We start from the raw sequence: 24,908 nt of genomic DNA, 5'->3' as shown, positions 1-24,908 counted from the left end.
GGCCCACCCAAGCCCGTCCGGAGCATGAACACAAGTCAGAGCTTCAGGCCGACCAGCTTCACGAGGAACCGGTCGACCTGCTCGACCGCGGGCGGCCACGGCAGGTCGGGCTCGTTGATCCGCTGCGCCAGCATGCCGTTGACGGCGGTCCGCAGGTCGATGGCGACGATCGCCGGGTCGTCCTCGGGCGCCTGCCCGGCTTCCATGCACCGGCGGATCGCTTCGGTCGTCCGGGCGACCATGACGCCCTTGAACGGCATGCCGTGGCTCCGGTGGACCTTGCTTTCGTGCAGCACCTTGTAGAGCCCGGGGTGCGCCTGCGCCCACCCGGCCTGCGCCAGGATCCGGGCGCGCAACGCGGCCGCCGGGTCCGGCGCCGCATCGGCGGCCTCGTCGCCGGTGCGCACCAGTTCGTCGTGGCAGCGCTGCATGGCGGCCAGCACCAGCGCGTCGCGGTCCGGGAAGTGCAGGTACACCGACGTCGCGGCGATCGACACCTCCCGCGCGACGGCCCGCAGCGACAGCGCTTCGTCGTCGGCCAGCTCGCCGAGCATCCGGACCGCGGCCGCGACGATCTCGTCGCGGAGCAGTTCGCCCTGGCCACGGGCGTTGGGACGGCGGCGGGAGGTCTCGTTCATGGTCGTCCCAGTGTAGCTGGACACCTATTGCGCTACAGGTGTAGCGTCACTCGCACTACAGCTGTAGCGCTACGAACGTCCAGCTACTGAGGGAGCACCACCTTGACCACCACCGCCACCCCGGCGAGCCTTGACCGGCTGGCCGCGCTCGACCCCGTCTTCGCGCAGATGGTCGGCGCCTCCGCGCGGTTCCTCCGCGAGGTCCCGGAGCTGACCGACCGCGAGAAGACCTTCCTGGCCGTCACGGCCGACGTCTGCCAGGGCAGCCTCGGCCTGGCGCTCACCGCCCACGTCCGGGCCGGGATCACCGCCGGAGTGTCCACTTCGGACATCCGCGCGCTGCTGCGGTTCGTCTCGTACGACTGCGGTTACCACGCGGCCTCCGCGGCCATCGAGCGGATCGCCCAGCTCGAAGCCGAGCTGGGCATCGAGACACCGGACGCCGAACTGCTGGCCGACGAGCTGGTGTCGACCGGCCCGGACGCCGCGCCGACCCCGCTGCCGGAGCCGACGCGCACCCGGCTGGCCGAGCTGGACCCGCACTTCGCCGAGTACTTCGACCTGCAGTCGCGGATGCGGACCGGGCACGGCCCCGGCACGCTCACCGAACGCGAGCGCGGCCTGGTCAGCCTCAGCGTCGACGTCCACTACCAGACGCTGCGCGACACCTTCCGCATCCACGTCGGCCGCGCGCGGCGCGGCGGCGCGACGCCGGAAGACGTCCGCGCGGCCCTGCGGTTCCTCGCGCAGTTCGGCGTCACCCGGGCGTGGCACGCCTGGGAAGCGCTGAACGAGATGGGCTAGCCGAGCACCTCGCCCGCGAGCCGGCTCAGGTAGCCGGCGAAGCGTTCGCGATCCTCTTCCGGCCAGTGGCCTACCAGCGCCTCGAACGCCTGGCGCTGGTAGGCCCGCGACGTCTCGAGGAACTCCTTCGCCTCTTCGGTGAGGGTCAGCACGGCGCGCCGGGCGTCGCGGGTCGACGTTTCGCGCGTCACGAAACCGTCGTGCACGGCCTCGCTGGCCATCCGGCTGGCCACCGAGCGGTCGATGCCCAGCTGACGGGCCACGTCCGCGACGGTCACCTCGCCGCTCGCGGCCCCGTCGATCGCCTGGATGACGAAGAGGTTCGGCGCCGTCCAGGTCGGCGGGGCGTCGGCGGCGAAGCGCTGGACGACGTCCGGTGCCTGCTGCCGGGCCCAGTGCCGGACCAGCCGGAACAGCGCGGGACCGCCGTCACCCGGGCTTGATGTGTGCATAAGGCACGTTATAACGTGTGCTTTATGCACGCAATTGCGCCTCGCAACCTCGCTTTCGCCGGCCTGCTGCTCGGCATGGCCATGGCCCAGCTGGACGGGCTGGTCGTCACCGCCGCGCTGCCCTCGATCGGCGCCGACCTGCACGCCCGCACCGGGCTCGTCGCGGTCACCGCCGCCGGGCTGCTGACGCTCACCGTCGCGACGCCGCTGCACGGCCGGCTCGGCGATCTTCACGGCCGCCGCGTCTCCTTCGTGGTGTCGATCCTCGTGTTCGCGGCGGGCTCGGCCTGGTGCGCCGCCGCGCCGGACGTCGGCTCGCTGATCGCCGCCCGCGCGCTGCAGGGGCTGGGCGGCAGCGGCTTGATCGTCAACGCGATGAGTGCGCTCGGCGAGCTGTTCGACCGCGACGAGCTGCTGCGCCGCCAGGGCTGGCAGACGGCGGTGTTCGCGGCCGCGACCCTCGGCGGGCCGCCGCTGGGCGGGCTGCTCGCGGCCGGACCGGGCTGGCGGTGGATCTTCCTGGTCAACCTGCCGTTGTGCGTGCCCGCGCTGCTGCTCGGCCTGCGCGGCCTGGCCTCGAAACCACGCCACACCAAGGAAAGCTTCGACGTCGCGAGCAGCGGACTCCTGACCGTCGCGGGTGCCGCGGTGGTCGCGCTCGGCACCGTCGACGCGCTCGCCCGGAGTCCACTGTGGACGCCAGTGCTCGTCGTGGTCGCGGCGGTGGCGGGATTCCTGTTCGTGCGACGGCAGAAACGCACCCCGAGCCCGCTGATCTCGCCGAAGGTGTTCGCGGACGCCGTCCTGGCGCGTGCGGTCGTCGTCAACGGCCTCGCGGGCGCCGCGCTCTACGGCACGTTCACCTACGTCGCGCTGGTCACCGCCCTCGGCGCCGGCGCGGCCGGGACCGGCCTGCTGCTCGTCGCGATGACCGCCGGGCAGCTCGCGCTCTCGGTCTCCTTCTCCGCCCTGGCAAGGAAACGACCCGACATGACGACCTGGGGCCGCTTCGGCTGCGCCCTCGGGGTCGCGGGGCTCGCCGCGATCGCCGTGGCCGCCGGGGGAGTGCGCTGGCTGCTCGTGCCGGGCCTGTTCGCGGTCGGGGCCGCGTTCACCGTCTGCACGTCCGCCTATACCGTGCTCGGCCAGACGCGGGCCGCGCGCGAGCTGATGGGCGTCACGATGGGCTCGCTGACCTTCGCCCGGCAGGCCGGCGGGCTGGCCGGCGCCGCGGTGTTCGGCTGGCTCGCCCTGGTCACGACCGGCGGGCTGGCCGCGCCGGGGCTGGCCGTCGTGTTCGGCGCGGCGGCCGTGACGATGCTGGTGGCGTGGGTCACCTCGCCGCGCGTCACATCGGCGGACGCCGTCTCGTTCCGTTCCTGACCGAGACGAAGGAGACGGACATGCCCCGCATCGAAGCGAAGAAGACCACCGACGCCGGCCCGCTGCTCAAGCTCTTCTACCGCGTCGCCGGGAGGAAGTACGGCGCGGTGCCCGAGCCGATGGCCGTCGGCGCGCACCACCCGGGCCTGCTGCGCGCGAACACGGTGCACGAGCTGATGGTGCAGCGCGCGTCGACGAAGCTCCCGGCGAACGTCCGCGAGCTCGCCGTCTACCGCGTCGCCACCCGGATCGGCTGCTCGTGGTGCGTCGACTTCGGCACCATGCTGCAGAAGCACGACGGCCTGGACGTCGAACGGCTGAAGAAGATCGACGACTACGCGACGTCGCCGGCGTTCAGTGTCCAGGAACGGCTCGCGATCGCCTACGCCGACGCGATGTCCGGGGAGCAGGTCACGGTCACCGACGAGCAGGTCGCCGAGCTGGAGCGCGAGTTCGGCCGCGAAGGCGTCCTCGAGCTGACCTACCAGATCGGGCTGGAGAACTCCCGCGCCCGGATGAACAGCGCGCTCGGCATCGCCGACCAGGGCTTCACCTCCGGCGACGCCTGCCGGGTCCCGCTCCCGTAGGACCCCGGGAACCAGACCCCGGTCGGACGCGCCGGAGGGGCCCTCCGCGGGACCGTTCCGGCATGCACCTCGTCGCCAGTGAACGGATCAAGCTCTTCAGCATCGCCACGCCCTGGGTGTGCGGCCTCTTCGCGGTCGTCGCGCTGGTCGCGCCGGCCGTGCTCACCGCGCTCACGGCCACCGAGTCCCGGCTGCCGCCGACCGTCGCGAGCACCCAGTTCGGCTACCAGCTCGCCATGGTCGCCGTTCTGCTGCTGGCGGGGCTCGCCGTGACCAGCGAGTACCAGTCCGGCACGATCCACGGCACCTTCCAGGCGGTGCCGAGCCGGACGCCGGTGCTGGTCGCGAAGGCCGCGGTCGCCGCCGGGTACGGCTTCGTCATCGGCGAGGCCGGCGCCTTCACTGCCTGGTTCGCCGCGCGCGTCCTCGCCCCGGAGGCCGACCTGGCCCTGAACAGCCCGGCGGACTGGACGATCGTCGCCGGCACCGGCCCGGTGTTCGCGCTGGCCGCGGTCTGCGGGGTCGGCGCCGGCCTGCTCGTGCGCCACACCGCCGGCGTGGTCGCGCTGCTCGTCGTGTACCCGCTCATGGCGGAGAACGTCGTCACGTTGATCCCCCGGGTGGGGATGGCGATCCACCGCTGGCTGCCGCTGAACGCCGTCACGAAGTTCCTCACCGGCACCGGCGAGGCGAACGCCGGGCGGGACGGTGGTAACGCCACCGTGCTGTCGGACTCGCCGTTGGGCCAGGGCTGGGCGCTGGCCTACTTCGGTGCCTTCGCCCTGCTCCTGCTGGCCGCCGGGATCACGAAGGTGCGCCGCCGGGACGCGTGATCCGGGTCAGCTTGTCCGGGTTGACGACGTCGTAGATCGCGACGATCTTCCCGTCGCGCACGCTCATGGCCTGGACGTGCTCGTCGAGCGCCAGGAAGCCCTCGCGCCCCGGCATCGGCGGCAGGTAGAACCCGAGGTCGCCGTTGACCAGGACGGGCGCGCCGCGGCTGACGCTCTCCGGCTCGTACTTGCGCATGAGGCCGACGAAGAAGCGGGCGATCTTGTCGGCGCCGAGCATGAGCTGGCGCGTGGTGCGGCCCTTGCCGTTCGAGTCGCCGACCAGCACCGCGTCCGGGTGCAGCAGCTCGACGACCGCCCCGATGTCGCCCGCGAGCAGCGCGGTGACGAACTTCTCGAGGATCTTCGCCTGGTCGTCGAGCGGCACGCGCGGCGCCGGGTCCGCGTCGGCCAGCGCGCGGCGGCCGCGGGAGCCGTGCTGGCGCGCGGCTTCGGCGGAGCAGCCGAGGATGTCCGCGATCTCGGCGAAGGGCAGCGAGAAGGCGTCGTGCAGCACGAACGCGACGCGCTGCTCCGGGGTCAGCTTGTCGAGCACGACCAGCGCGGCCATCCGCAGCCCGTCGTCGCGGACCGCGATCTCGAGCGGGTCTTCGCTCACCGGCTGCCCGAACGGCGTCACCACCGGTTCCGGCAGCCACTGGCCGACGTAGCGCTCCCGCTGCGCCGCGGCCGATTTCAGCCGGTCGAGGCAGATCCGGCCGACGACCGTGGTCAGCCAGCCGCGCAGATCCCGGATGGCGTCGCGGCCGGCGTCGTCGAGCCCGGCCAGCCGCAGCCACGACTCCTGGACGGCGTCCTCGGCGTCGGCGCGGGTGCCGGTCAGCCGGTAGGCCACGCCGATCAGGTGACCGCGGTGCTCGGCGAACCGCGCGGCGAGGGTGTCCTGGGCGGTGGGCGTGGAGGCCATGCCCCGAGTGTGCCGCAAACGGCGCGGCTAGAGTGGGTGGCGTGGCAGGACGGATTCGGGAGAGCGACATCGCGGAGGTGCGCGAGCGGAACCGGATCGACGAGGTCGTCGGGGAGTACGTGGCGCTGCGCCGCGCCGGTGGAGGCAGCCTGAAGGGCCTCTGCCCGTTCCACAACGAGAAGACCCCGTCGTTCAACGTCCGCCCGACGCACGGCACCTTCCACTGCTTCGGCTGTGGCGAGGGCGGCGACGTGATCAAGTTCGTCCAGAAGATCGACCTGATCACGTTCGTGGAGGCCGTCGAGCGGCTGGCCGACCGCGTCGGCATCCGGCTCACCTACGAAGGCGGCGGCGCGACGATCCAGCGCGACCGCGGCAGCCGCAGCCGGCTGATCGAGGCGCACCGCGCCGCCCAGGAGTTCTACGCCGAGCAGCTGGTCACCGACGAGGCGCGCACCGCGCGGGACTTCCTGTCCGAGCGCGGGTTCGACGCCGCCGCGGCCAAGACGTTCGGCTGCGGCTACGCCCCCGGCGGCTGGGACAAGCTGACCAAGCACCTGCTCACGCGCGGTTTCGAGGTCAAGGAGCTGCTGACGGCCGGGCTGTCCAAGGAGGGCCAGCGCGGCCCGATGGACCGCTTCCACCGGCGCCTGGTCTGGCCGATCCGCGACGTCGGCAACGAGGTCGTCGGCTTCGGCGCGCGGCGGCTGTTCGACGACGACCGGATCTCGGCGAAGTACCTCAACACCGCCGAGTCGCCGATCTACAAGAAGTCCCAGGTCATGTTCGGCCTCGACCTGGCCAAGCGCGAGATCGCGAAGCGGCACCAGGTCGTCGTGGTCGAGGGCTACACCGACGTGATGGCGATGCACGCGGCGGGCGTCCCGACGGCCGTGGCGTCCTCGGGCACGGCGTTCGGCGAAGACCACATGAAGGTGCTTCGCCGGCTGATGATGGACGACGACGCCTTCCGCGGCGAAGTGATCTTCACCTTCGACGGTGACGAAGCGGGCCAGAAGGCGGCGCTCAAGGCGTTCGAAGGCGACCAAACGTTCGCCGGGCAGACCTACATCGCCGTCGCACCGGACGGCATGGACCCGTGCGAGCTGCGCCTGGCCAAGGGTGACAGCGCGGTGAAGGACCTGGTGGCGCGGCGGACCCCGCTGTTCGAGTTCGTCATCCGCAGCACGCTCAAGAACTACGACCTCGACTCGGTCGACGGCCAGGTCGCGGCGCTGCAGAAGACCGTGCCGATGGTGGCGTCGATCAAGGACCGCGCCGCGCGTGACGGCTACGCGTCGAAGCTCGCCTGGTGGGTGGGCTGGCAGGACGTCGCGCAGGTGGTCAACCGGGTCCGCGGCAGCGCGGGCGCGACCGACAAGCGCGGCGGCGCGCCCCTGCGCCAGCCGGCGCGCGTCGGCGCCCCCGAGGTGAAGGCCCCGGAGACCGACGTCGCCCGCCCCGCGCCGAAGGACCCGCGGTTCGCGATCCAGCGCGAGGCGCTCAAAGCCGCGCTGCAGCAGCCCGCGATCGCCGGGCCGGAGTACGACGCGCTGCCGCTGGAGGCGTTCACGCACCCGGTGTACGTCGCGGTGCACGAAGCCGTGCTCAAGGCGGGCGGCGCGGGTTCGGGCCTGACCGGCCCGGCGCTGCTGGACGCGGCCGCCCCGCACTGTCCGGAAGGGACGGTCCGGCGGGTGCTCTCCGAGCTGGCCGTGGAACCGTTGCAGGCCAAGGACGAAGTCGACTCCCGCTACATCTCCTCGATCCTCGCCCGGCTGCAGGAAAGCCTGGTCGGGCGCCAGATCGCGGAGATCAAGGGGAAGCTGCAGCGGCTGTCGCCGGTCGAGGCGCCGGACGACTACCGCGCCCTGTTCGGCGACCTCGTCGCGCTGGAGCAGTACAAGAAGTCGCTGGGCGAGCAGGCGTCCGCCAGCGCGTGGGGCTGAGTCATGAGTTTTCTGCGCCGGCTGCTCGGCGACCACACCCCTGACGGCTTCGCCGGTGCGCTGGACGCGGGCGAGGACGTCGTGGACAGCGCCCCGGTCGAGGGCGGCGGCCACCTGGTCGTCACGCCGCTCGGCCTGTGGATCCCGGACGGTTCCGGCGGCGCGCGGCGCGTCGGCTGGCACCTGATCGGCAAGGCGGCCTGGAAGGACGGCGTCTTCACGCTGACCGAGTCGGCGGAGTCCGGCACCGCCGGGTCGGCCGTCGTGCTGACCGACCTCGCGCCGGTGCGGTTCGGCCTGCCGGAGCCCGCCAAGGTGCCGCACCACGTGCGGCGGCGCGTCGACGGTTCGGTGCGGTCGCGCCACCGTCAGGAGATCGACCCCGGTGGCGGCGCGTGGTTCGTCCAGCGCAAGGTCCCCGGCCGCGACGGCACCGTCCTGCAGGTCCGCCCGGACCCGGGCACCGACGTCACGCTGGTGGCGGCCATCGCCGAACAGGTCGCCGCGAAGCTGGCCCACGCCGCCGAATAGCAGTACGCTCGTACTCAGTACAGGCGTACTGTTTGTTCGGGAGGCGACCGTGTGGGATCCGGAGAAGTACCTCGACTACGCCGACCTGCGGGCCCGGCCGTTCCACGACCTCACGTCCCGGATCGGCGCGGTGTTGCCCCGGCGGGTCGTCGACCTCGGCTGCGGCCCCGGGAACCTGACCGTCGACCTGGGGAAACGCTGGCCCGACGCCGCCTTGGAGTGCAGCGACAGTTCACCCGAAATGGTGGCGGCCGCCCGTGCCCGCGGCCTGGACGCCACCGTGCTCGACGTCAACGACTGGACGCCGGCGCCGGACACGGACGTCGTCGTGTCGAACGCGGTCCTGCAGTGGGTGCCGGAGCACCGCGACCTGCTGCGGCGCTGGGCCGGCCGGCTGCCGTCCGGCGCGTGGCTCGCGGTGCAGGTCCCGGGCAACTTCGACGCGCCGTCACACGCGCTGACCCGCGAGCTGGCGGCGTCCCCGGCCTGGTCGTCCCGGCTGGCCGACGTCGTCCTGCGCGAGGACGACGCGGTGTCGAGCCCTGTCTTCTACGCCGACCTCCTGGCCGACGCCGGCTGCGGCGTCGACGCCTGGGAATCGACGTACGTCCAGCCCCTGCGCGGCTCGCGGGCGGTACTGGAGTGGATCACCGGAACGGCGTTGCGGCCGGTCCGCGCGGCCCTTTCGGACGAGGCCTGGGACCAGTTCCGCGAAGAACTGGCCCCCCGCCTCGACCAGGCGTACCCGACCCGCCCCGACGGCACGACGTGGTTCGAGTTCCGCCGCGTGTTCGTCGTCGCCCAGGTCTAACGCCGGCGCCCGGCCTTTTCACTGATCTTGGCCCGCGCCACCCCGGCGGCGCCCTGGACCATCGGATGGTCGACGACCCGGCGGTAGGTGCGCACGAGCTGCTCGTACCGCCCCCGGCCTGCCTTGGCGCCCAGCACGTACCCCAGGCCCGCTCCCAGCAGGAACTTCTTCATCCGTGTCCACGCCTCTCGTCGGTAGGTCGTCCGACTGTCCATTGTCCAGGAAAACGGCCGGCAGGGGGCGGTTGCGCTAAGTGGGGGGTGGTGCGAACCGGGTTGCGGGGATGGTCTAAAGTTCTTCTGGTCGGGCGAGAGCGCGGCACCGGAAAAGAGCGACATTCCCCTGTAGCTCAACTGGCAGAGCATTCGGCTGTTAACCGGAGGGTTCTTGGTTCGAGTCCAAGCGGGGGAGCAAAGCCCAGGTCAACGACCTGGGCTTTTTTGCTGCCTGGGGTAGGGGCGATTCGGTGTCGATCTTGACGATCGTCCAACGTCGGCCAGACCGGCTGTCTCCGACGTCGTCGCCCTGAGCGACGACTGACCATGCGAGTAGCTTCGATGGGGTGGCTGGCCGACTGCCGATCACGAGACGGACCCACCTCCTCCACCGGCGGAGCCGAGGAGGGGTGGGGCCGATTCGCTCAGGCTTCAGGAATCTGCTTGTTGGAGTAGTAGGGCTGCTTGAACGGCAGCTCCGGCATCCACTGCTTCAGCGCGCGGTACAACTTCTCGTAGTACCCCTTCTCGTACGCATCCGGGGTGACCCACCAGCTGACGTCCACGTCGTGCTCGAGGAGTTCCTCGGTCAGCTTTGTCCGCCGCCCCATGGGGTAGAGGTAACAACAGCCGAGGTACCGGCCGTTCGCATCCCAGATGCAGTAGGCGAAGGACCCCATGTCCCGGAACTCGCACTCGTGCCACACGAGATCGACGTAGTTGAACTCCTCGGTGACGGCCTCGGTGGGCCAGTTTCCACCCCGAGTCCGTCGGATGATGTCCAGACTGGCGTTGATTCCGCGCACGTCCTCGGACAGGTCCGCGCGGGTTATCGCCCGGATCTCGATGTCCTCGAAGCTCAGCTTGGCCGGCACGGAGCCGTCCGGTATGTCGAAACCCTTGACGAACTGGCTGTAGTCCAACACCTTCTCCTCAGAACAGGTCTGTAGGGATTTCGAGCCCGTCGTGCGCGTGTGCGCACCGGCAGTCCTCCTGCGCACCCAGTGAAGCAACAGTCCGCAACACCAGCTCCCGCAGCCGCGAGATGTTCTCCGAGAACACGCGGAACACCGACTCCTGCTCCACCGCGCTCCCCTCGTCGAGCCCGGCGTCCAGATCGGTGACGAGCGCGATGGACGTGTAGCACATGGCCAGCTCACGCGCCAGCGCGGCCTCGGGCAACCCGGTCATGTTGATCAACGCCCACTCCTGCCGAGCGTAGTAGACCGACTCCGCGCGGGTGGAGAACCGCGGCCCGTTGATCACCACCATGGTTCCGCCGTCGACAACGGCCTGGTCCAGCTCCCCGGCGGTCTTCAGCACGGCCGCACGCCCGTCGGGGCAGTACGGGTCGGCGAACCCGACGTGCACCGCGCCGGTGTCGAAGTACGTCGAGACCCGCCCGGAAGTCCGGTCGACCACCTGGTCCGGCACGACGAAGGTCCCCGGGCCGAGCGAGGCCCGGAGCGATCCGACGGCACAGGGCCCGAGCACCTGCCGCACCCCGAGCGACCGCAACGCCCACATGTTGGCCCGGTAGTTGATCACGTGCGCCGGATGCCGGTGGCCGCGGCCGTGCCGGGGCAGGAACACCACCTCACGGCCGCCGACCGCCCCGCGCACCAGCGAATCGGACGGCTCACCGTAAGGCGTCGAGACGTCGACGTACGAGGCGTCCTCCAGCAGTTCGTACAGTCCGCTGCCACCGATCACCCCGACTGGTGAGTTGCCCATCACGCCGCTCCTTCCCGATGTGCGCCGGCGGCGAATCCGGCCAGCCTGCCGGCCGCGGTGGCGATCACCGCGGGACTCTTGCAGAACGCGAAGCGAACGAGCTCCCGGCCGCTCGCCGGGTCGGCGTAGAACGCCCCGCTGGGGATGGCGACCACCCCGGCCCGGGTGGCCAGGTCGTGACACAGTGCCGTGCCGTCGCCGTAACCGACCGACCTGGCGTCCACCTGCAGGAAGTACGTCCCCTGGCACGCGAAGCACCGCCAGCCGGTCGAGGTGAGCGCGTCCCGCAGGGTGTCGCGGGCGGCGGTCAGCCGGGTACGCAGGCCGTCCAGCCACCGGTGCCGGTCGGGTAGCACGGCCGCGACGGCGTGCTGGAACGGCGTGCCACCGGCGAACGTGAGGTACTGCTTCACCGTTCGCACGGCCGCGACCATCGGCGCCGGCCCGCAGACCCAGCCGACCTTCCAGCCGGTGGCGTTGAAGGTCTTGCCGGCGGAGGAGATCGTGAGCGTCCGTGACGCCATCCCGGGCAGCGAGGCCAGCGGGATGTGCCGGACCCCGTCGAAGACGAGGTGCTCGTAGACCTCGTCGGTGATGGCGATCAGGTCGTGCCGCTCGCAGATCTCGGCGATGACCGCCAGCTCGGCGGCCGACAGCACCGTTCCGGTCGGGTTGTGCGGGGTGTTCACCAGGAACGCCCGCGTACGCGGCGTCACCGCGGCGGCCAGCTCGCCGGGGTCGAACGTGAACCGGTCGCCGACCGGGTGCAGCCGCACGGTCCGGCGGACGGCGCCGGCGAGCGCGATGGCCGCGCCGTAGGAGTCGTAGTACGGCTCGAAGACCAGCACCTCGTCACCGGCCGGGACCAGCGCGGCGACGGCGGCGGCGATCGCCTCGGTCGCGCCCGCGGTCACGAGGATCTCGGTGTCGGGGTCGTACGGCGTGCCGTAGTCGGCGGCACGCTGCTCGGCGATGGCGGTGCGCAGCGCGGGCACCCCGGGCAGCGGCGGGTACTGGTTGTGCCCGGAGAGCACCGCCTCCGCGGCGGCGGAGAGCAGCTCCGGCGGCCCGTCGCTGTCCGGGAACCCCTGGCCGAGGTTGATCGCGCCGGTGCGGTGGGCGAGCGCGGTCATCTCGGCGAAGATCGTGCTGCGGAACGGGGCGAACTTTCCGACGAGCGGGTCCTCGCTCATCAGGCCACCTCCCGTGCGGGGCCGAACTCGGTGAAGTCGGCGATCGCCCGGTGCGTGCCGAAGTCGGTGGTGCAGCCCGGCCGGCGCACGCCGATGGTCTCCCAGCCCGCGGTCCTGGCGGCGTCCAGCTCGGCCCGGCTGTCGGACAGGAAGCGGACGTCGCGGGCCGGCGTGCCGATCGCCCGCCCGATGCGCTGGTAGGAAAGGGGATCCCGCTTCGGTCCGCCGGTCAGGGTGTCGAAGTGGCCGTCCAGGTAACCCCGGAGATCCCCGTGGTCGCTGCGGGAGAACCACAGCCGCTGGGCGAGCACCGAGCCGGAGGAGTAGATCCAGCACCGTGTCCCGCGCCGGCGCCATTCGGCCAGCGCCGGTGGCACGTCCGGGTACACCACACCGGACAGCTCGCCGTCGAGAAAACCCCGTTCCCAGACGAGTCCGTGCAGTGTCTTGAGTGGACTGTGCTTCGCGTTGCCGTCGTGCCACTCGAGCAGGGTCCGCACCACGTCGTCGAGACCGGCGTGCCCGCCCAGCGTCGCCCGCACACCGTCGACGACGTCCGGCGTGCCGGGCCGCTCCTGGCGTACCCAGCTCTCGAGACGTTCGCGCGCATAGGGAAACAGCACGTCGTGCACGGCCGACAGCGGGCTGACCGTGCCCTCGATGTCGAGGACGACCGCCAGGGTCACGAGCTCGGCTCCGGTGCGACGAGCTCTTCGAGCGTCGGCATCCCGGCGGAGATCGGGTTGCCGGTGAAGCCGGCGACCCAGCCGTCCTCCTCCTGGAAGAACCGGATGGCGCAGAAGTACGGCTTGGTGCCCATGTCGAACCAGTGCGTCGTGCCGGCCGGCACGGACATCAGGTCGCCGGCGGTGCAGACCACGGCGTACACCTTGCCGGCCAGGTGCAGGTAGAAGCACCCGCTGCCCTCGACGAAGAACCGCACCTCGTCCTCGTCGTGGGTGTGCTCGTCGAGGAACTTCGTCCTGGCCGCCTCGGCCTTGGCGGGCCAGTCCGGGTCGGCGTCGTCCGGCACCATCCGCACGACGTCGACGAGCGGGTACGAGCCCTCCGCCGACACACGCTCCACTTCGGACGCGTAGGCGGCGAGCACCTCCTCCTGCCCGGCCCCGTCCGCGAGCGGCACGGTCGCCCACCGCTCGAGCCGGATGCCGTGCGGGGCGAGCTCCGCGGCGATCTCGGCGAGGTCCTCGGTGCGCACCAGCACGTTCGCGGCGTCGTTCGCCGGCATGACCTGGAGCAGGGTCATCGTGTTCTCCTTGTCAGGCAGCGGTCCGGTCGACCAGCAACGTCAGCTGGCACAACGCTTCCAGGCACTCCATGCGGTTGCGGGCGATCTCCAGCGTCGGCCCCCACGTGGTCGCGCCGTGGTTGCCGATGAGCATGACGGGTGGCGCGTCGGCCGTGAGCCGCTCGGTGACGTCGTCGGCGATGGCGGGCACGTGCGCGTGGTTCTCGAACACCGGGACGACCACCTTGGACGGGTCGGTCAGCCCGAGGCCCTTGATGATCTCGAGGTCGGTGAACGTCACGGTGTCGGCGCCGCGCCGCGCGGACAGGATCGCGATCGCGGTGGCGTAGGGCGGATGCGCGTGCACGACGGCGTGCGAGCCGGGCGACAACCGGTACAGCGCGGTGTGGATCGTGGTCTCGGCGGACGGGCGCGGCGCGCCTTCGCGCACCGGCCGCGAGTCGGCGATGCCGACCTCGACCACGTCGGCCGCGGTGATCCTTCCCTTGCTGACGCCGCTGGCGGTGATCAACGCGCTGTCACCGGACAGCCGGACCGACAGGTTCCCGGCGGTCCCTTCCAGCCAGCCGCGCGCGTAGAGTCCGGCCGCGGTCCCGGCAAGCTCCGCGCCGCTCATGAGGCCCGCTCCTCGACCGTCCCGTTAGGACGGAACAGGCCGGACTCGGTGACCACGGCGGTCACCAGCTCGGCCGGCGTGACGTCGAACGCGGGGTTGAAGACCCGGGTGCCCGGCGGGGCGACCTCGACGCCGCCGAACGCGGTGACCTCGGCCGGGGAGCGCTCCTCGATGACGATGTCCGCGCCGCTCCGCAACGTCGTGTCCAGAGTGGACTCCGGGGCCACGACCACGAACGGCACCCCGGCCCGCGACGCGGCCAGCGCCAGCGAGTAGGTGCCGATCTTGTTGGCGACATCGCCGTTGGCGCACACGCGGTCGGCGCCGACCAGCACGCAGTCGACCATGCCGGCGGCCAGCGCGGCCGGCCCGGCGGAGTCGACCAGCATCCGGTGCGGGATGCCCGCCTCGGCCAGCTCCCACGCCGTGAGCCGCGCGCCCTGCAGCAGCGGCCGGGTCTCGCCGAACAGCACCTCGGTCACGTGTCCTTCACCGGCCAGCAGGCGAATGGCGCCCAGCGCGGTGCCCCAGGCGACCGTGGCCAGCCGGCCGGTGTTGCAGTGGGTCAGCAGCCGCAGCGGCTCCGGCCCGCACAACCGCCGCACGAGGTTCGCGGCCTCGCCCGCCGCGGCACGGTTGCGTTCCTCGTCCTCGACGAGGATGGTGCCGGCCTCGGCGAGCACGGCGTCCGCGCCGCCGTCGAGCTTGCCGAGGACCCGGCGCACCGCCCAGCTCAGGTTGACCGCGGTCGGCCGCGCGTCGGCGATCCGCCGTGCCTCGGCCCGGACCGCGATCTCGTCGCAGACGCCGTCGCGGGTGTGCGCACGGGCCGAGAGCGCCACGGCAAGGGCGCCGGCCACGCCGATGGCGGGCGCGCCACGGATCGCCAGGCGCTGGATCGCGTCGATGACTTCATCCACAGTGGACAGTCGCAGCATCCGGTACTCGTGCGGCAGCGCGCACTGGTCGACGGCCGTGATGGCACCGTCCTGCCAGGCTATGGAGCGCGTCATGCGCCCAGCGTCGCAGGCCACCGATCTGCTGGGCATCTTCAGCCGTGCGGGTCGTCGTCGCTTCTCCGAGAATGCACTCCTGGTGGTCAACCCTCGCCCGGGATGCCGGGCGGGCCTACCGTCGGGTGAGGAATGTTCACCGCACGGAGGAGCTTCGATGACGCTCGCCCGGAACCTGGGGGCCCAGCCCTATCCGCGCACGGTGTTCGACACCGAAGAGTGGCTGGACGCGTGGACGCGGGCGACCATCGAGCGGCAGCGCGTGATCGACCCCGGCCGCGCACCGCGTTACCTGCTCGAGCACTCCCCGTTCTGGCAGGGCTACGAGGACGAGACCGAGAGCGGGCCGGTGTTCGACCGCCCGGTCCTCACGATCGGCTCCGTCTACTCGGTCTACGGCCCCGCGTACCTGGCCGGCGACAGCGCCGCCGTGGCGACCCTGGTCGACGACGCCCGCGCGCAGGCACGGGACCTGGGCGCGGCCGGCGTGCTGGTGTTCAACCTGCCGCCCGAGCCGGCCCGCCAGTGGGCCGCCGTCCGCCGGCCGGACGTCTTCGCGCGGCTGGACACCGCGTACTACAAGAACCCGGGCAGCGGCCCGGACCCGGTGATGGGCGAGGTGCCGCGCCGGAAGCGCACCGACTGGCGCCGCCGCTGGCGCCGGGCCACGGAGAAGAACGTCAAGCTGGTCGAGGAGACCGGCCCCGCCGCGGCCGCGCACATCGACCGGGTGCTCGAGCTGTGCAACGGCTCGGCGGTCAAGCACGGCTGGCCCGGGCTGTACGACGCCCCGACGCTGGCGGCCGTGCTGGCCACGCCGTACGCCAGCGTGATCCGCGCCGAGTGGGAGGGCGCGACGATCGGCGCGTTCGTCGCGCTGGAGTACGACCGCCGGCTGTACCTGTGGGCCGGCGGCACGGACCCGTCCGTGTACGGCGAGGTCAGCGCGTACCCGTTCATGTTGTACGAGATCCTCGCGCAGGGCGTCGACCGCGGCTGGGACATCGTCGAGTTCGGCCGGGGCAACGACCGGTTCAAGAAGCAGCACGGCTTCGGCGGCCTCCACCTGTGGGGCCTGTGGTACTCGGCCGAGCCGGGCGACGCCGAGGTCTACGGCCCACGGCTGACGGCCGTGCACGACGGCCTGGTCACCGTGGCCGGATACGAAGGGCTGGCGCAGTGTCCGTGACCGCCCCGCGGCAGTCCGGAATCGCGGCCCTGCTGCTGTCCGCGGGGATGATGAACGTCGCGTACACGATGCTGGTGCCGCTGGTGCCCGAACTGACCGGCCGGTTCCAGATGTCGGCGCTGGAGGTGGCCGCGGCGTTCAGCGGGTTCGCGCTGGCCAAGGCGCTGGCGCAGCCCATCGGCGGCATCCTGGTCGACCGCGCGTCCCGGCCGCAGGTCATCGGCTTCGTCGGCCTGACCCTGACGGCCGTGACGGTGGTCGGCCTGGCCTTCGCCACCTCGGGCTGGCAGGTGCTGAGCTGGCGGCTCGCGTGGGGCGTGGCGGAGGGCATCACCATGCCGGTGCTGTACCAGCTGGCCAGCTCACTGGGCGCCAAGTCGCGGTTCGGCACGGCCAGGGTCATGGGCTGGTTCGGCGGCTGCTGCACGGCCGGGATGGTGCTGGGGCCCGCGGTCGTCGGCCTGCTGCACCCGTTCCTGGGCTTCACGGGCGTCTTCCTGGCCGGCGCGGCGGTGACCATGACCGGTGGCGTGCTGTTGCTGGGCCTGCGGGTCGCCCCGGAGCCCGTGGCGTCGCCGCCGGTGCCGGCCGGCCGTGGTCGCGCCGTGCGGACGCTGGTGGTGCTGGTCGGCCTGTTCGCGGTCGTCGACCTGGTCAACAACGCGTTGTTCGCGGCACTCGAGCCGGTGGTTCCCCTGCACCTCGACGACGTGACGGGCAACGGCGTCGCCTACACGTCGGTGATCTACACCGCCGGGCTGGCGGTGTTCATGGCCGTGGCCATGACGTGCGCCCGGTTCGTGGAGTCCCGGCCGCTGCTGGTGATCTCGGCGTACGCGTTCGGCGCCGAGGCGATCGGGCTGACCGCGGTCGGGTTGTTCGACGGCGTGGTGGCGATGTGCGCCGGACTGCTGCTGTTCATGACGGCCGAGCCCGTGCTGTACCTGGTGGCCCGGCAGGGCGTGAACCTGGTGCCGAGGCACCAGCTCGGGCGCGCGTTCGGCGCCTTCGGCCTGGTGTCCGACATCGGGTTCATCGTCGGGCCGGTGCTGGGCGCCGTCGCGTACGCCGGCCTCGGCACGTCCGCGTTCCTCGTCATGGCCGTGGTCGCGGCCGTCGCGGTCGTGTGCGTCGTCCTGCTGCGCAACCTGCCGAGCAGGCTCCTCGCCACCCGCGAGCCCGTCGACGCCTGACCGCCCTGGAGGGCACACCGCCGTAGCCACCATCAGCCCAGATCAGGCTGATGTGGTCGAACAGGTTGCCCGGCAGCCGCAGCAGCGGGCGGGCGGCGTCGCGGTCCTGGACCGAGGCGTCGGTGACGATCACGAACGGTTTCGGCGGCTTTCACCGATTGCGAATCGATGATCGCTGCGGTCGGCCACGGTGGCCGGTCGTCGGTCATCCGGACCCGGTCGTGCAGGTCGTCGAGGGCGAGCAGGTCCGCCCAGCGTTGGAAGTACTTGTAGACGGTGGACCAGGGTGGGAAGTCGGCGGGCAGGGCTCGCCAGGTGATGCCTTCTTTGACCAGGTAGCGGATGGCGTCGACGACAATCCGGCGGCAGTGTTTCTCCGGGCGGCCACCCAGGCCCTTGCGGCCGCCACGCCAGTCGACGCGCCGGGGCAGCAAAGGCAGCAGCAGCGCCCACTCCGCTTCGGTGCGGTCGGAGGGGTAGCGGCGTCGCCGAGGCGATACCGATGACATGCACGCCTGACCTCACGACCCCCACGACCACGGCAGGTTGAGGAACGTCCCCTGGAACGTCACCTCGCGGCATCGGCGCGGGCGGGCGCCGGGCGCGGGTGCGCCCGGCGCCCGCGGGCATCGGCTGCTCAGCCGGCGATCGCCGAAGCGATGGCGTCGGCCAGGCCCTCGAGCTGGATGGCCCGGTCGCCGATGTAGAGCCGGAGGAACAGCGGTTCGTCGTCCGTCGCCGGCACGTACTTGCGCTCCGCCGCGGTCGTTCCCACGTCCTGCGCCCAGACGCGCGGCACGGAGTACCCGAAGCTGACACCCTTGGTGACCTGCACCCCGGACTTCTCCGCGTGCACGAGGATCTGGTCGACCACCGCGTTGAGGTTGTTCCAGTCGTTGCGGTCCCGCTCGTGGTAGAGGAACGTCACGATCCCGCTGCCGTAGGGCAGGCTGTGCGCGAGCCGCACGTCCGGGTGGTGCGCCAGCGCGGGATGGTGCACCTCACCCGCCGCGGCGACCCGGGGGTCGGCCAGCAGCAACTCGGCCAGGTGCTCGGCGTTCGCCCAGATCCGGCGCATCCGGCGCCGGTGCAGGGCGGTCTCGTACCGGGGGAACAGCTCGGCGTTGTGCCGCGCCAGAACCGCGCCGGTGTTGCGGCGGAGCATGTCGAACAGCTCGGTCAGCTCCGCCGGGTATACCACGAGCCCGCCGAGGGCGAAGTCCATGCCCAGCTGGAGGTACTTGGTGCAGCTCTCGTAGTAGATGATCTCGAGCCGGTCGTCGCTCGCGAAGAGCTCCGTCTGCAGTGACGCGCCGATCATCGTGCCGTCGACGACGACCGTGAGGCGATCGGTCACCACCTCGCGCAGGCGCCGGTAGAGCTCCGGCAGGTCGAACATCCGCTGCCGCACGTTGTTGGCCAGCGGGTCGACGAAGACCACCTTGGGCCGGTGGCGCACGACGTCGGCGACGATCTCCTCGACCAGGTAGCCGCCGGCCCGCTCCGACCTGATGTGCGGCAGCGCGGTCAGCTGTTGTGCCACTTCGTAGTAGATGTAGGGCGCCAGGAGGATGCTGTCGCCGGCGTTCAGCCGGTAACGCAGCAGGAACGCCTCGATCCAGGTGTACGCCGCCATGCCGGACGACGTCACGCCGATGCCGTGGTCCTCGCCCGACAGGCCGAGCACGCCCAGCAGCTGGCGCTCCACCCGGGTGACCGACGCGTGCGCGCCGTTGCGGTCGTAGTTCATCGTGGGCCAGGACTCCTGCTGGGTCCCGAAGAACTGCACCTGCCGCGACTGGCCGTAGGACTTGGCCGTCCACTCTAGACCGTTGCGCACGTAGGAAAGCGTGGACAGGCCGAACCGCAGCACCGCCTCGGCGGCCGACAGCTGCGCCGCCGAGTCCGCAATGGACACTTCGTCCAGTATGCGTTGCGCTCTGGTGAGCCGCAGCCAGACCTGCTCCGCGGACGTCGTCATGTGCGCGAGGGCCAGACCGTCCACCGGCAGCTCGTTCTGCGCGCAGTAAGCGGCGTGGTCCTCGAGCTCCCGCCGGGTGGCACGCAGCTCCCGCAGGCAGGTGTCGAATCCCTCCCGCAGATCGGCGACCTGCGTCGCGACGACGTCTTCGATCGACTCCGACAACGCGTCGCGCCATGCCGGCGCGTCGATCGCGTTGGACGGGAACTCACCTGGCTCAGTCATCGTGCTCCGTCTTGCCGCTGGTTTCTGTCCTGGGCTCGCGTAGAGCTCGTCGACCACCAGAGTGCTCCGCCTGTTTGTGGCAGCCGTCTCAATACGTGCTCTTCCGGATCGGCAACGCGGGAGAAGGCTCCTTGTCTGCACGGGACTTCACCGGGCCGAGTGGAGCCGCACTGCGCGAGAAGCCACTCACTCCGGCCCGAAGCTACGGTGGTGTCCACGCGGTGCCCGGGCCGGGCACCGCCGGAGTTCGAAGTGGACTCCCCGTGGGGGAGCTGGGGTGACTGGTTGGCGCGCGATGGTGGTCGCTGGGCGCCCGGTTGAGTTGGAGACCATGGTGCCGTACTCGCGTTCGCTGCTCGGCTGTCTGGCCGACTTCGCCCGCAACCGGCCGGAGTCGACCGCGCTGGTCATGGGCGGCGACCGGGTGTCGAACGCCGAACTGTGCGCCATGACGATGTCGGCCTACAACGGGCTCACGGCGCTGCAGCTGCCGTCCGACGCCCGCGTCGCGCTGCACGCCGCGAAGACACCGCGCACCGTCGCGCTGATCGTCGCCTGCCTGCTCGCGCGCCGCCCGTTCATGCTGCCCTCCACGGAACTCGGGACGACGGCGCTGCAGGAGCTGCTGGAGAAGGCGGACTGCACCGACGTGCTGACCACGGAGCCCGGCGCGGACGCCGGCAGGCTGCGGGTGCACAAGATCGACACCGCCACCGTCCCGCCGGACGGCGACCTCGGCGGGCTCGACGGCATCACCGGTCCCGACGTCAGCCCCGACGCGACGTCGTTCATCTTCACGACTTCCGGCTCCACCGGGCTGCCGAAGGTGGTGCCGCTGAGCTTTCAGGCGGTGGAACGGTTCACCGAGTGGGCGATCACGAAGTTCCGCCTCCGGCCGGGCACCGTGGTGCTGAACTACGCGCCGTTCAACTTCGACCTGTGCCTGCTCGACCTGCGCGCGACGTTCAAGGCCGGCGGTACGGCGGTGCTGGTCGAGCCCGAGCGGGCGACCAACGGCAAGTACCTCGCGGAGCTGATCCGCACCGAGTCCGTCGAGGTCGTCCAGTCCGTCCCGATGCTCTACCGGCTCCTGGCCGACGCCTACGACGGCGAGCCGTTCGAGACGGTGAGGCACGTGATCGTGACGGGGGACAAGATGCCGGCGAAGCTGCTGCCGGAGCTGCCGCGGCTGTTCCCGAACGCCCGGTACCACAACGTCTACGGCGCCACCGAGACCAACGACAGCTTCATCCACGAGATCACCGGCGACCTGACCGCCGCGGGCCCGCTGCCGATCGGCCGTCCGCTTCCCGGCGTCGAGGCGCTCGTGCTCGACGCCGACGGCGTGGCCGCCGACGGCCCGGCCACCGGTGAGCTGCTCGTGTCGACGCCGTTCCAGACGGCCGGGTACGCCGTCGGCGGCGGCGCGGACAAGTTCGTCGAACGCGCCGACGGCCGGGTCTACTTCCGGTCGGGTGACCTCGTCCACCGCGACGCCGACGGCGTGTTCACCCTCGTGGGGCGCAACGACTCCCAGGTCAAGGTCCGCGGCGTGCGCGTCAACCTCGAGGAGATCGAGCAGGTCCTGCTCGGCCACGAGCGGATCGCCGGCGCGGCGGTGGTCGCGGTGCCCGACGACGTCGCGGGGCTCGTCATCCACGCGGTCGTCCGCCGCGACACGACCGAGCCGCTCGGGGTGCTCGCGCTGCGGCAGTTCTGCCGTCAGCGGCTGGTGCGGGCCGCGCTGCCCACCACGATCCGCGTGGTCGACGACCCGCTGCCCACGACGTCGACGGGCAAGACCGACCGCAAAGCCGTCCTCCGAGACCTGTTGAACGGGAGCTGACATGAGCTGTTCCGAACGGATCAAGCACTACGTCCTCGACGAGTTCCTGCCGGGCGTCGGCCCCGAGGAGCTGGAGGCCGACTACGACCTGCGCGCCAACGGCGTGATCGACAGCCTGGGCCTGCTGCGGGTGATCACCTGGCTGGAGGCCGAGTTCGAGATCCCGATGGACGAGGTCGAGCTCGTCGAGCAGGACTTCACCACCCTCACCTCGATCACCCGGTTCGTCGAGCGGCACTCGGCGGCCGGCCGGTCCGATGTGGACTCTCTGGGAAAGGCGGCCTGAACCGTGATCATTCGTAAACTTTCCGAGACCGAAGGCGTCGAGTGGGGCAACGGCCTGAGCCACCGCTTCCTCACGCTGCGCGACGGCATGGGCTACACCGTCACCCACACCGTCGTACGGGCCGGCACCGACTCGGCTCTGGAGTACCGGAACCACCTCGAGGCGTGTTACTGCATCGGCGGCAGCGGCAAGGTCATCGACTCCGCGGGTGACGAGCACGTCATCGAGGTCGGCACGATCTACGCTCTCGACAAGCACGACCCGCACCACCTGATCGCCTCGCCGCACGAGGACATGGTGCTGGTCTGCATGTTCACGCCGGCCCTGATCGGCGACGAATCGCACGACCTCGAGTCCGAGTACTCCAACTACTGACCCGGAGCTCCCCCGATGCAGCAGTGGACCGACAAGCAGCGGGCGCTGCGGGACGGCTACACCGAAGTCTTCCGGGCGTGGGGCGCCGACCACCTCCGGCGCGACCGCGAGGCGGAGTTCGCCGGCGGGCTCTGGCCGGAGATCGGCGCGTCGGGGCTGTTCGGCCTGCCCTTCGGCACCGAGCACGGTGGCGGCGGGCACGACCTGCCGACCACCATGCACGCGCTGGAAGGCCTCGGCTACCACTGCCGCGACGGCGGGCTGAACTTCTCCATCTCGACCCAGCTGGTCAGCACCGGCGTGCCGATCCAGCGCTTCGGGAGCCAGGAGGTCAAGGACCGGTTCCTGCCGCGGGTGGTCGACGGCTCGGTGATCTGCGCGCACGCGATCACCGAGCCGCACGGTGGCTCCGACGCGGCCGCCATGCAGACCACGGCGGAGCGCCGCGGCGACGACTACGTCGTCAACGGCCGGAAGTGCTTCATCACCAACGGCCCCGTCGCCGACGTCGTCCTGGTGTACGCCCGGACGTCGCCGGGCACCGGCCCGCTCGGCATCAGCGTGTTCGCCGTCGAGCGGGGCACGCCGGGGTTCGAGGCCGGCCCGGCGGTCGACAAGATGGGCCTGCGCACGTCGCCACTGGGGAACCTGACGTTCACCGACTGCGTGGTGCCCGCGGCGAACATGGTCGGCCGCCGGGGCAAGGGCTTCCTGCTGCTCGACCACGTGATGAAGTGGGAGGTGCTCCTGTCCTTCGCGATCAGCCTGGGAGCCATGGAGTTCCGCCTGGAGCAGAGCATCGACTACGCGAAGACCCGCAAGCAGTTCGGGGCGCCGATCGCGTCCTGCCAGCTGATCGCGGCCAAGATCGTGGAAATGAAGATCGACCTGGAGACCACCCGCAACTGGTTCTACGACACCGCGCGGCGGTTCGAGGCCGGCGAGGACGTGATGGTCGACGTGGCCATGGCGAAGGTGCTGGCCAGCGAGGCCAACGTCCGGTCCGCGACCAACGCCGTGCAGATCTTCGGCGGTCGCGGCTACCTCAGCGAGTTCGGGATCGAGAAGGAACTGCGCGACGCCACCGGCGGCACGATCTACTCGGGCACGTCGGAGGTCCAGCGGGACAAGGTCGCCAGAATGCTCGGAGTGCGCTGACAGCGCCGGAAACCGGAAGAAGGACGACATGGCGGCCGAGACGCCTCCGCAAGACCTGCTCGGGGTAACGCAGTTCCTCGACCACCACCACCCGGTCGTGCAGGAGTTCGTCGAGCAGGCGCTCGGCGACGTCGAGCGCACCCGGACCGAGAAGGCGGTGGCGCTGTACTACGCGGTCCGCGACAAGCTGCACTACGAGGTCTACGGCGCGGCACTGAGCCGCTCCGGCCTCAAGGCCAGCGCGATCATCAGCCGTGGCCGGGGTTTCTGCGTGCACAAGTCGATCGTGTACGCCGCGGTCTGCCGGGCGGTGGGCGTCCCGAGCCGCATCGCGCTGACGGACGTCCGCAACCACCTGGCCTCCCCGAGGCTGCGCGAGCTGGTGGGCGGGGACGTGTTCCGCTTCCACGCGCTGAACTCGGTGTACCTGGACGGCAAGTGGGTCCGCGCCACGCCGGTGTTCAACAAGCTGCTGTGCCGGCTGTACGGCATCACCCCCCTCGAGTTCGACGGCACGGCGGACAGCATGTCGCACCCGTACGACAGCAAGGGCCGCCGGTACATGGAGTTCCTGCACGACTACGGCGACTTCGACGACTTCCCGTACGAGCTGGTGGTCGAGGGCATCCGGGCGGCCCACCCGCCACTGTTCGCGAGCCGCTACGAGACGACTGCTGGGTCTTTGATCGACGAAGCCGAAGAGCTGGGCAAGACCGCTTAGTGTCGTGGCCACCAGGTTCATCGGGTGGGGTCGTGAGGGTTCGGTCGGGCCGGAAGTCGACCGGACACTCACGACGAGGCGCGGCCGGTCCTGTGCGTAGGTCAGCTGGTGGCTGCCCATCGCCTCTTCAGCGCGTCCCAGCCTCGCTTGACCAGTATTCCGGCGCCGACGACGAGGTGGATCGCCGCCGTCAGTGCGGTCGCGAAGATCAGGGAAAACCCGAGATCACTGAGACCGAACGGCAAGGTCATCAGAAAACAGGTACCCCAGGTGATGGCCAGCGCGCCGGCCACGTTCGCGGCTCGCTTCACCAGCGCACCACTCACCTGGAGAACCTCCGATTGTGCCGGGTCCTGGCCAGGTTCCAGCTTACCTGGGGATCGGCCACGACCCTCATCGCGGCATGAGCGCGTGTGATGATCGCGCAGTTGACACGGTGATCAGGTGTGTAGCGTTGGTGGCTATGAGCTGGCTGCCCGACGACTTCGTCCACCCCGTCCACGCGCCCGTGCCCGGCACCGGGCTTCACCTGCGGCCGATCCGGGAGTCGGACACCGCTCTCGATTACCCCGCTGTGATGGGCTCCCGGGAGCGCTTGTGGGGAATCTTCGGTCCGGCCTGGTCTTGGCCCAGGGAGACGATGACGTACGAGGAGGACCGCGTCGACCTGTTGCGGCACGAGAAGGAGATAGCCGCGCACCAGTCGTTCAACTATGCGCTGCTGGACGAAGCGGAGACCGCGATCCTCGGCTGCGTGTACATCGACCCGCCCGAGCGCACCGGTTCCGACGGCGAGGTGGCGTGGTGGGTGGTGGACGACCTCGTCGGCAGCGAAGCGGAGCGTGCGCTCGACACGTTGGTGCCACAGTGGATCTCCGCCGACTGGCCCTTCCGCCGGCCCCGCTTCCTGGGGCGCGACATCACCTGGCAGGACTGGCTCGCGCTGCCACCGCAGACCTCACCGAGCAGTTGACGGCCGT

29 protein-coding genes and 1 tRNA gene are annotated in these 24,908 nt (G+C 71.1%); 16 read left to right on the top strand and 14 right to left on the bottom strand.

Going from position 1 to position 24,908, the window contains the following annotated elements; translation table 11 throughout:
• Positions 1-35: 35 nt before the first annotated feature.
• Entirely contained in the window at positions 36-638 is a 603-nt protein-coding gene (locus tag VA596_RS43845; protein WP_323335821.1) for a TetR/AcrR family transcriptional regulator, read from the bottom strand.
• A gap of 102 nt (positions 639-740) precedes the next feature.
• Here VA596_RS43845 and VA596_RS43840 point away from each other — a divergent pair, with 102 nt between their 5' ends.
• Positions 741-1,442: a carboxymuconolactone decarboxylase family protein gene (locus VA596_RS43840; protein WP_323335819.1), complete on the top strand. Its 702-nt coding sequence runs from the start codon at positions 741-743 to the stop codon at positions 1,440-1,442.
• Here VA596_RS43840 and VA596_RS43835 read toward each other — a convergent pair.
• Positions 1,439-1,894, bottom strand: coding sequence for a MarR family winged helix-turn-helix transcriptional regulator (locus VA596_RS43835; RefSeq protein WP_323335818.1), 456 nt, complete (start codon positions 1,892-1,894; stop codon positions 1,439-1,441). The two genes, VA596_RS43840 and VA596_RS43835, sit on opposite strands and share 4 nt — an antisense overlap.
• Before the next feature lie 24 nt (positions 1,895-1,918).
• On the opposite strand from VA596_RS43835, the gene VA596_RS43830 reads away from it, so the two are divergent.
• The 3 genes from VA596_RS43830 to VA596_RS43820 all read left to right on the top strand — a co-directional run bounded on the left by VA596_RS43830 (position 1,919) and on the right by VA596_RS43820 (position 4,697).
• Entirely contained in the window at positions 1,919-3,277 is a 1,359-nt protein-coding gene (locus VA596_RS43830; RefSeq protein WP_323335816.1) for an MFS transporter, read from the top strand.
• Positions 3,278-3,297: 20 nt separating this feature from the next.
• Positions 3,298-3,864: a carboxymuconolactone decarboxylase family protein gene (locus VA596_RS43825; protein ID WP_323335814.1), complete on the top strand. Its 567-nt coding sequence runs from the start codon at positions 3,298-3,300 to the stop codon at positions 3,862-3,864.
• Between the two features lie 62 nt (positions 3,865-3,926).
• Positions 3,927-4,697: a hypothetical protein gene (locus tag VA596_RS43820; protein WP_323335812.1), complete on the top strand. Its 771-nt coding sequence runs from the start codon at positions 3,927-3,929 to the stop codon at positions 4,695-4,697.
• Here VA596_RS43820 and VA596_RS43815 read toward each other — a convergent pair.
• A complete protein-coding gene (locus VA596_RS43815; RefSeq protein ID WP_323335810.1) occupies positions 4,669-5,622 on the bottom strand; it encodes a sigma-70 family RNA polymerase sigma factor in 954 nt (317 codons plus the stop codon). The genes VA596_RS43820 and VA596_RS43815 overlap by 29 nt on opposite strands.
• Before the next feature lie 32 nt (positions 5,623-5,654).
• Between VA596_RS43815 and dnaG the strand changes: the two genes are divergently transcribed.
• The 3 genes from dnaG to VA596_RS43800 are packed head-to-tail and all read left to right on the top strand — an operon-like array spanning position 5,655 to position 8,913.
• On the top strand, positions 5,655-7,571 hold the full coding sequence (dnaG, locus tag VA596_RS43810; protein ID WP_323335808.1) for a DNA primase: 1,917 nt from the start codon (positions 5,655-5,657) through the stop codon (positions 7,569-7,571).
• A gap of 3 nt (positions 7,572-7,574) precedes the next feature.
• Entirely contained in the window at positions 7,575-8,102 is a 528-nt protein-coding gene (locus VA596_RS43805; RefSeq protein WP_323335807.1) for a hypothetical protein, read from the top strand.
• Between the two features lie 49 nt (positions 8,103-8,151).
• Positions 8,152-8,913 (top strand): trans-aconitate 2-methyltransferase, encoded by a 762-nt coding sequence (locus VA596_RS43800; RefSeq protein WP_323335805.1) that lies wholly within the window; start codon positions 8,152-8,154, stop codon positions 8,911-8,913.
• On the opposite strand, the gene VA596_RS43795 is transcribed toward VA596_RS43800, so the two are convergent.
• Complete coding sequence (locus tag VA596_RS43795) at positions 8,910-9,086, bottom strand: hypothetical protein (protein WP_247054991.1); 177 nt, start codon at positions 9,084-9,086, stop codon at positions 8,910-8,912. The two genes, VA596_RS43800 and VA596_RS43795, sit on opposite strands and share 4 nt — an antisense overlap.
• A gap of 165 nt (positions 9,087-9,251) precedes the next feature.
• Between VA596_RS43795 and VA596_RS43790 the strand changes: the two genes are divergently transcribed.
• Positions 9,252-9,324: transfer RNA gene (locus VA596_RS43790), tRNA-Asn, on the top strand.
• A 229-nt stretch (positions 9,325-9,553) separates the two neighbouring features.
• Here VA596_RS43790 and VA596_RS43785 read toward each other — a convergent pair.
• From VA596_RS43785 to mtnA, 7 genes are read right to left on the bottom strand one after another with little or no spacing between them, the layout of a single operon-like run.
• Positions 9,554-10,051, bottom strand: coding sequence for a GNAT family N-acetyltransferase (locus VA596_RS43785; protein WP_323335803.1), 498 nt, complete (start codon positions 10,049-10,051; stop codon positions 9,554-9,556).
• A gap of 10 nt (positions 10,052-10,061) precedes the next feature.
• On the bottom strand, positions 10,062-10,862 hold the full coding sequence (locus VA596_RS43780) for an S-methyl-5'-thioadenosine phosphorylase (protein WP_323335801.1): 801 nt from the start codon (positions 10,860-10,862) through the stop codon (positions 10,062-10,064).
• Positions 10,862-12,055, bottom strand: coding sequence for a pyridoxal phosphate-dependent aminotransferase (locus VA596_RS43775; RefSeq protein WP_323335800.1), 1,194 nt, complete (start codon positions 12,053-12,055; stop codon positions 10,862-10,864). Before VA596_RS43775 ends, VA596_RS43780 begins: the two co-directional genes overlap by 1 nt.
• Positions 12,055-12,741, bottom strand: a complete 687-nt coding sequence (gene mtnC / locus VA596_RS43770; protein WP_323335798.1) for an acireductone synthase — start codon at positions 12,739-12,741, stop codon at positions 12,055-12,057. Before mtnC ends, VA596_RS43775 begins: the two co-directional genes overlap by 1 nt.
• Positions 12,738-13,322 carry a 1,2-dihydroxy-3-keto-5-methylthiopentene dioxygenase gene (locus tag VA596_RS43765; RefSeq protein ID WP_323335796.1) on the bottom strand — a complete coding sequence of 195 codons (585 nt, stop codon included), beginning with the start codon at positions 13,320-13,322 and terminating at the stop codon, positions 12,738-12,740. The genes mtnC and VA596_RS43765 overlap by 4 nt, the downstream gene beginning before the upstream one ends.
• A 13-nt stretch (positions 13,323-13,335) precedes the next feature.
• Positions 13,336-13,941 (bottom strand): methylthioribulose 1-phosphate dehydratase, encoded by a 606-nt coding sequence (gene mtnB, locus VA596_RS43760; protein WP_323335794.1) that lies wholly within the window; start codon positions 13,939-13,941, stop codon positions 13,336-13,338.
• On the bottom strand, positions 13,938-14,954 hold the full coding sequence (gene mtnA / locus VA596_RS43755; protein ID WP_323335791.1) for an S-methyl-5-thioribose-1-phosphate isomerase: 1,017 nt from the start codon (positions 14,952-14,954) through the stop codon (positions 13,938-13,940). Before mtnA ends, mtnB begins: the two co-directional genes overlap by 4 nt.
• A gap of 157 nt (positions 14,955-15,111) precedes the next feature.
• Between mtnA and VA596_RS43750 the strand changes: the two genes are divergently transcribed.
• Both VA596_RS43750 and VA596_RS43745 read left to right on the top strand, forming a co-directional pair.
• Positions 15,112-16,143, top strand: a complete 1,032-nt coding sequence (locus tag VA596_RS43750) for a GNAT family N-acetyltransferase (RefSeq protein ID WP_323335789.1) — start codon at positions 15,112-15,114, stop codon at positions 16,141-16,143.
• Entirely contained in the window at positions 16,140-17,336 is a 1,197-nt protein-coding gene (locus VA596_RS43745) for an MFS transporter (RefSeq protein ID WP_323335788.1), read from the top strand. The genes VA596_RS43750 and VA596_RS43745 overlap by 4 nt, the downstream gene beginning before the upstream one ends.
• Before the next feature lie 32 nt (positions 17,337-17,368).
• Here VA596_RS43745 and VA596_RS43740 read toward each other — a convergent pair whose 3' ends face one another.
• Both VA596_RS43740 and VA596_RS43735 read right to left on the bottom strand, forming a co-directional pair.
• The gene (locus VA596_RS43740; protein ID WP_323335786.1) at positions 17,369-17,845 is read right to left on the bottom strand and encodes a transposase; all 477 of its coding nucleotides are present in this window, start codon (positions 17,843-17,845) and stop codon (positions 17,369-17,371) included.
• A 128-nt stretch (positions 17,846-17,973) separates the two neighbouring features.
• The gene (locus tag VA596_RS43735; RefSeq protein WP_323335784.1) at positions 17,974-19,542 is read right to left on the bottom strand and encodes a PLP-dependent transferase; all 1,569 of its coding nucleotides are present in this window, start codon (positions 19,540-19,542) and stop codon (positions 17,974-17,976) included.
• A 277-nt stretch (positions 19,543-19,819) separates the two neighbouring features.
• Here VA596_RS43735 and VA596_RS43730 point away from each other — a divergent pair, with 277 nt between their 5' ends.
• The 5 genes from VA596_RS43730 to VA596_RS43710 are packed head-to-tail and all read left to right on the top strand — an operon-like array spanning position 19,820 to position 23,928.
• Positions 19,820-21,388 carry an AMP-binding protein gene (locus tag VA596_RS43730; RefSeq protein ID WP_323335783.1) on the top strand — a complete coding sequence of 523 codons (1,569 nt, stop codon included), beginning with the start codon at positions 19,820-19,822 and terminating at the stop codon, positions 21,386-21,388.
• Between the two features lies 1 nt (position 21,389).
• A complete protein-coding gene (locus VA596_RS43725) occupies positions 21,390-21,674 on the top strand; it encodes an acyl carrier protein (RefSeq protein ID WP_323335781.1) in 285 nt (94 codons plus the stop codon).
• 3 nt (positions 21,675-21,677) lie between these two features.
• Positions 21,678-22,049, top strand: coding sequence for an ectoine synthase (locus VA596_RS43720; RefSeq protein ID WP_323335779.1), 372 nt, complete (start codon positions 21,678-21,680; stop codon positions 22,047-22,049).
• 15 nt (positions 22,050-22,064) lie between these two features.
• On the top strand, positions 22,065-23,207 hold the full coding sequence (locus VA596_RS43715) for an acyl-CoA dehydrogenase family protein (RefSeq protein WP_323335778.1): 1,143 nt from the start codon (positions 22,065-22,067) through the stop codon (positions 23,205-23,207).
• Between the two features lie 28 nt (positions 23,208-23,235).
• Positions 23,236-23,928, top strand: coding sequence for a transglutaminase-like domain-containing protein (locus tag VA596_RS43710; RefSeq protein ID WP_323335777.1), 693 nt, complete (start codon positions 23,236-23,238; stop codon positions 23,926-23,928).
• Positions 23,929-24,029: 101 nt separating this feature from the next.
• Here VA596_RS43710 and VA596_RS43705 read toward each other — a convergent pair whose 3' ends face one another.
• Positions 24,030-24,254 carry a hypothetical protein gene (locus tag VA596_RS43705; protein ID WP_323335775.1) on the bottom strand — a complete coding sequence of 75 codons (225 nt, stop codon included), beginning with the start codon at positions 24,252-24,254 and terminating at the stop codon, positions 24,030-24,032.
• 137 nt (positions 24,255-24,391) lie between these two features.
• Here VA596_RS43705 and VA596_RS43700 point away from each other — a divergent pair, with 137 nt between their 5' ends.
• Positions 24,392-24,901, top strand: coding sequence for a GNAT family N-acetyltransferase (locus VA596_RS43700; RefSeq protein ID WP_323335774.1), 510 nt, complete (start codon positions 24,392-24,394; stop codon positions 24,899-24,901).
• Positions 24,902-24,908 lie beyond the last annotated feature (7 nt).

It is taken from the genome of Amycolatopsis heterodermiae (genome assembly GCF_034929455.1).
GTDB lineage: Bacteria > Actinomycetota > Actinomycetes > Mycobacteriales > Pseudonocardiaceae > Amycolatopsis > Amycolatopsis heterodermiae.
Note: the sequence above shows the minus strand (reverse complement) of the source record. Positions and strands in the feature narration are given on the sequence as shown.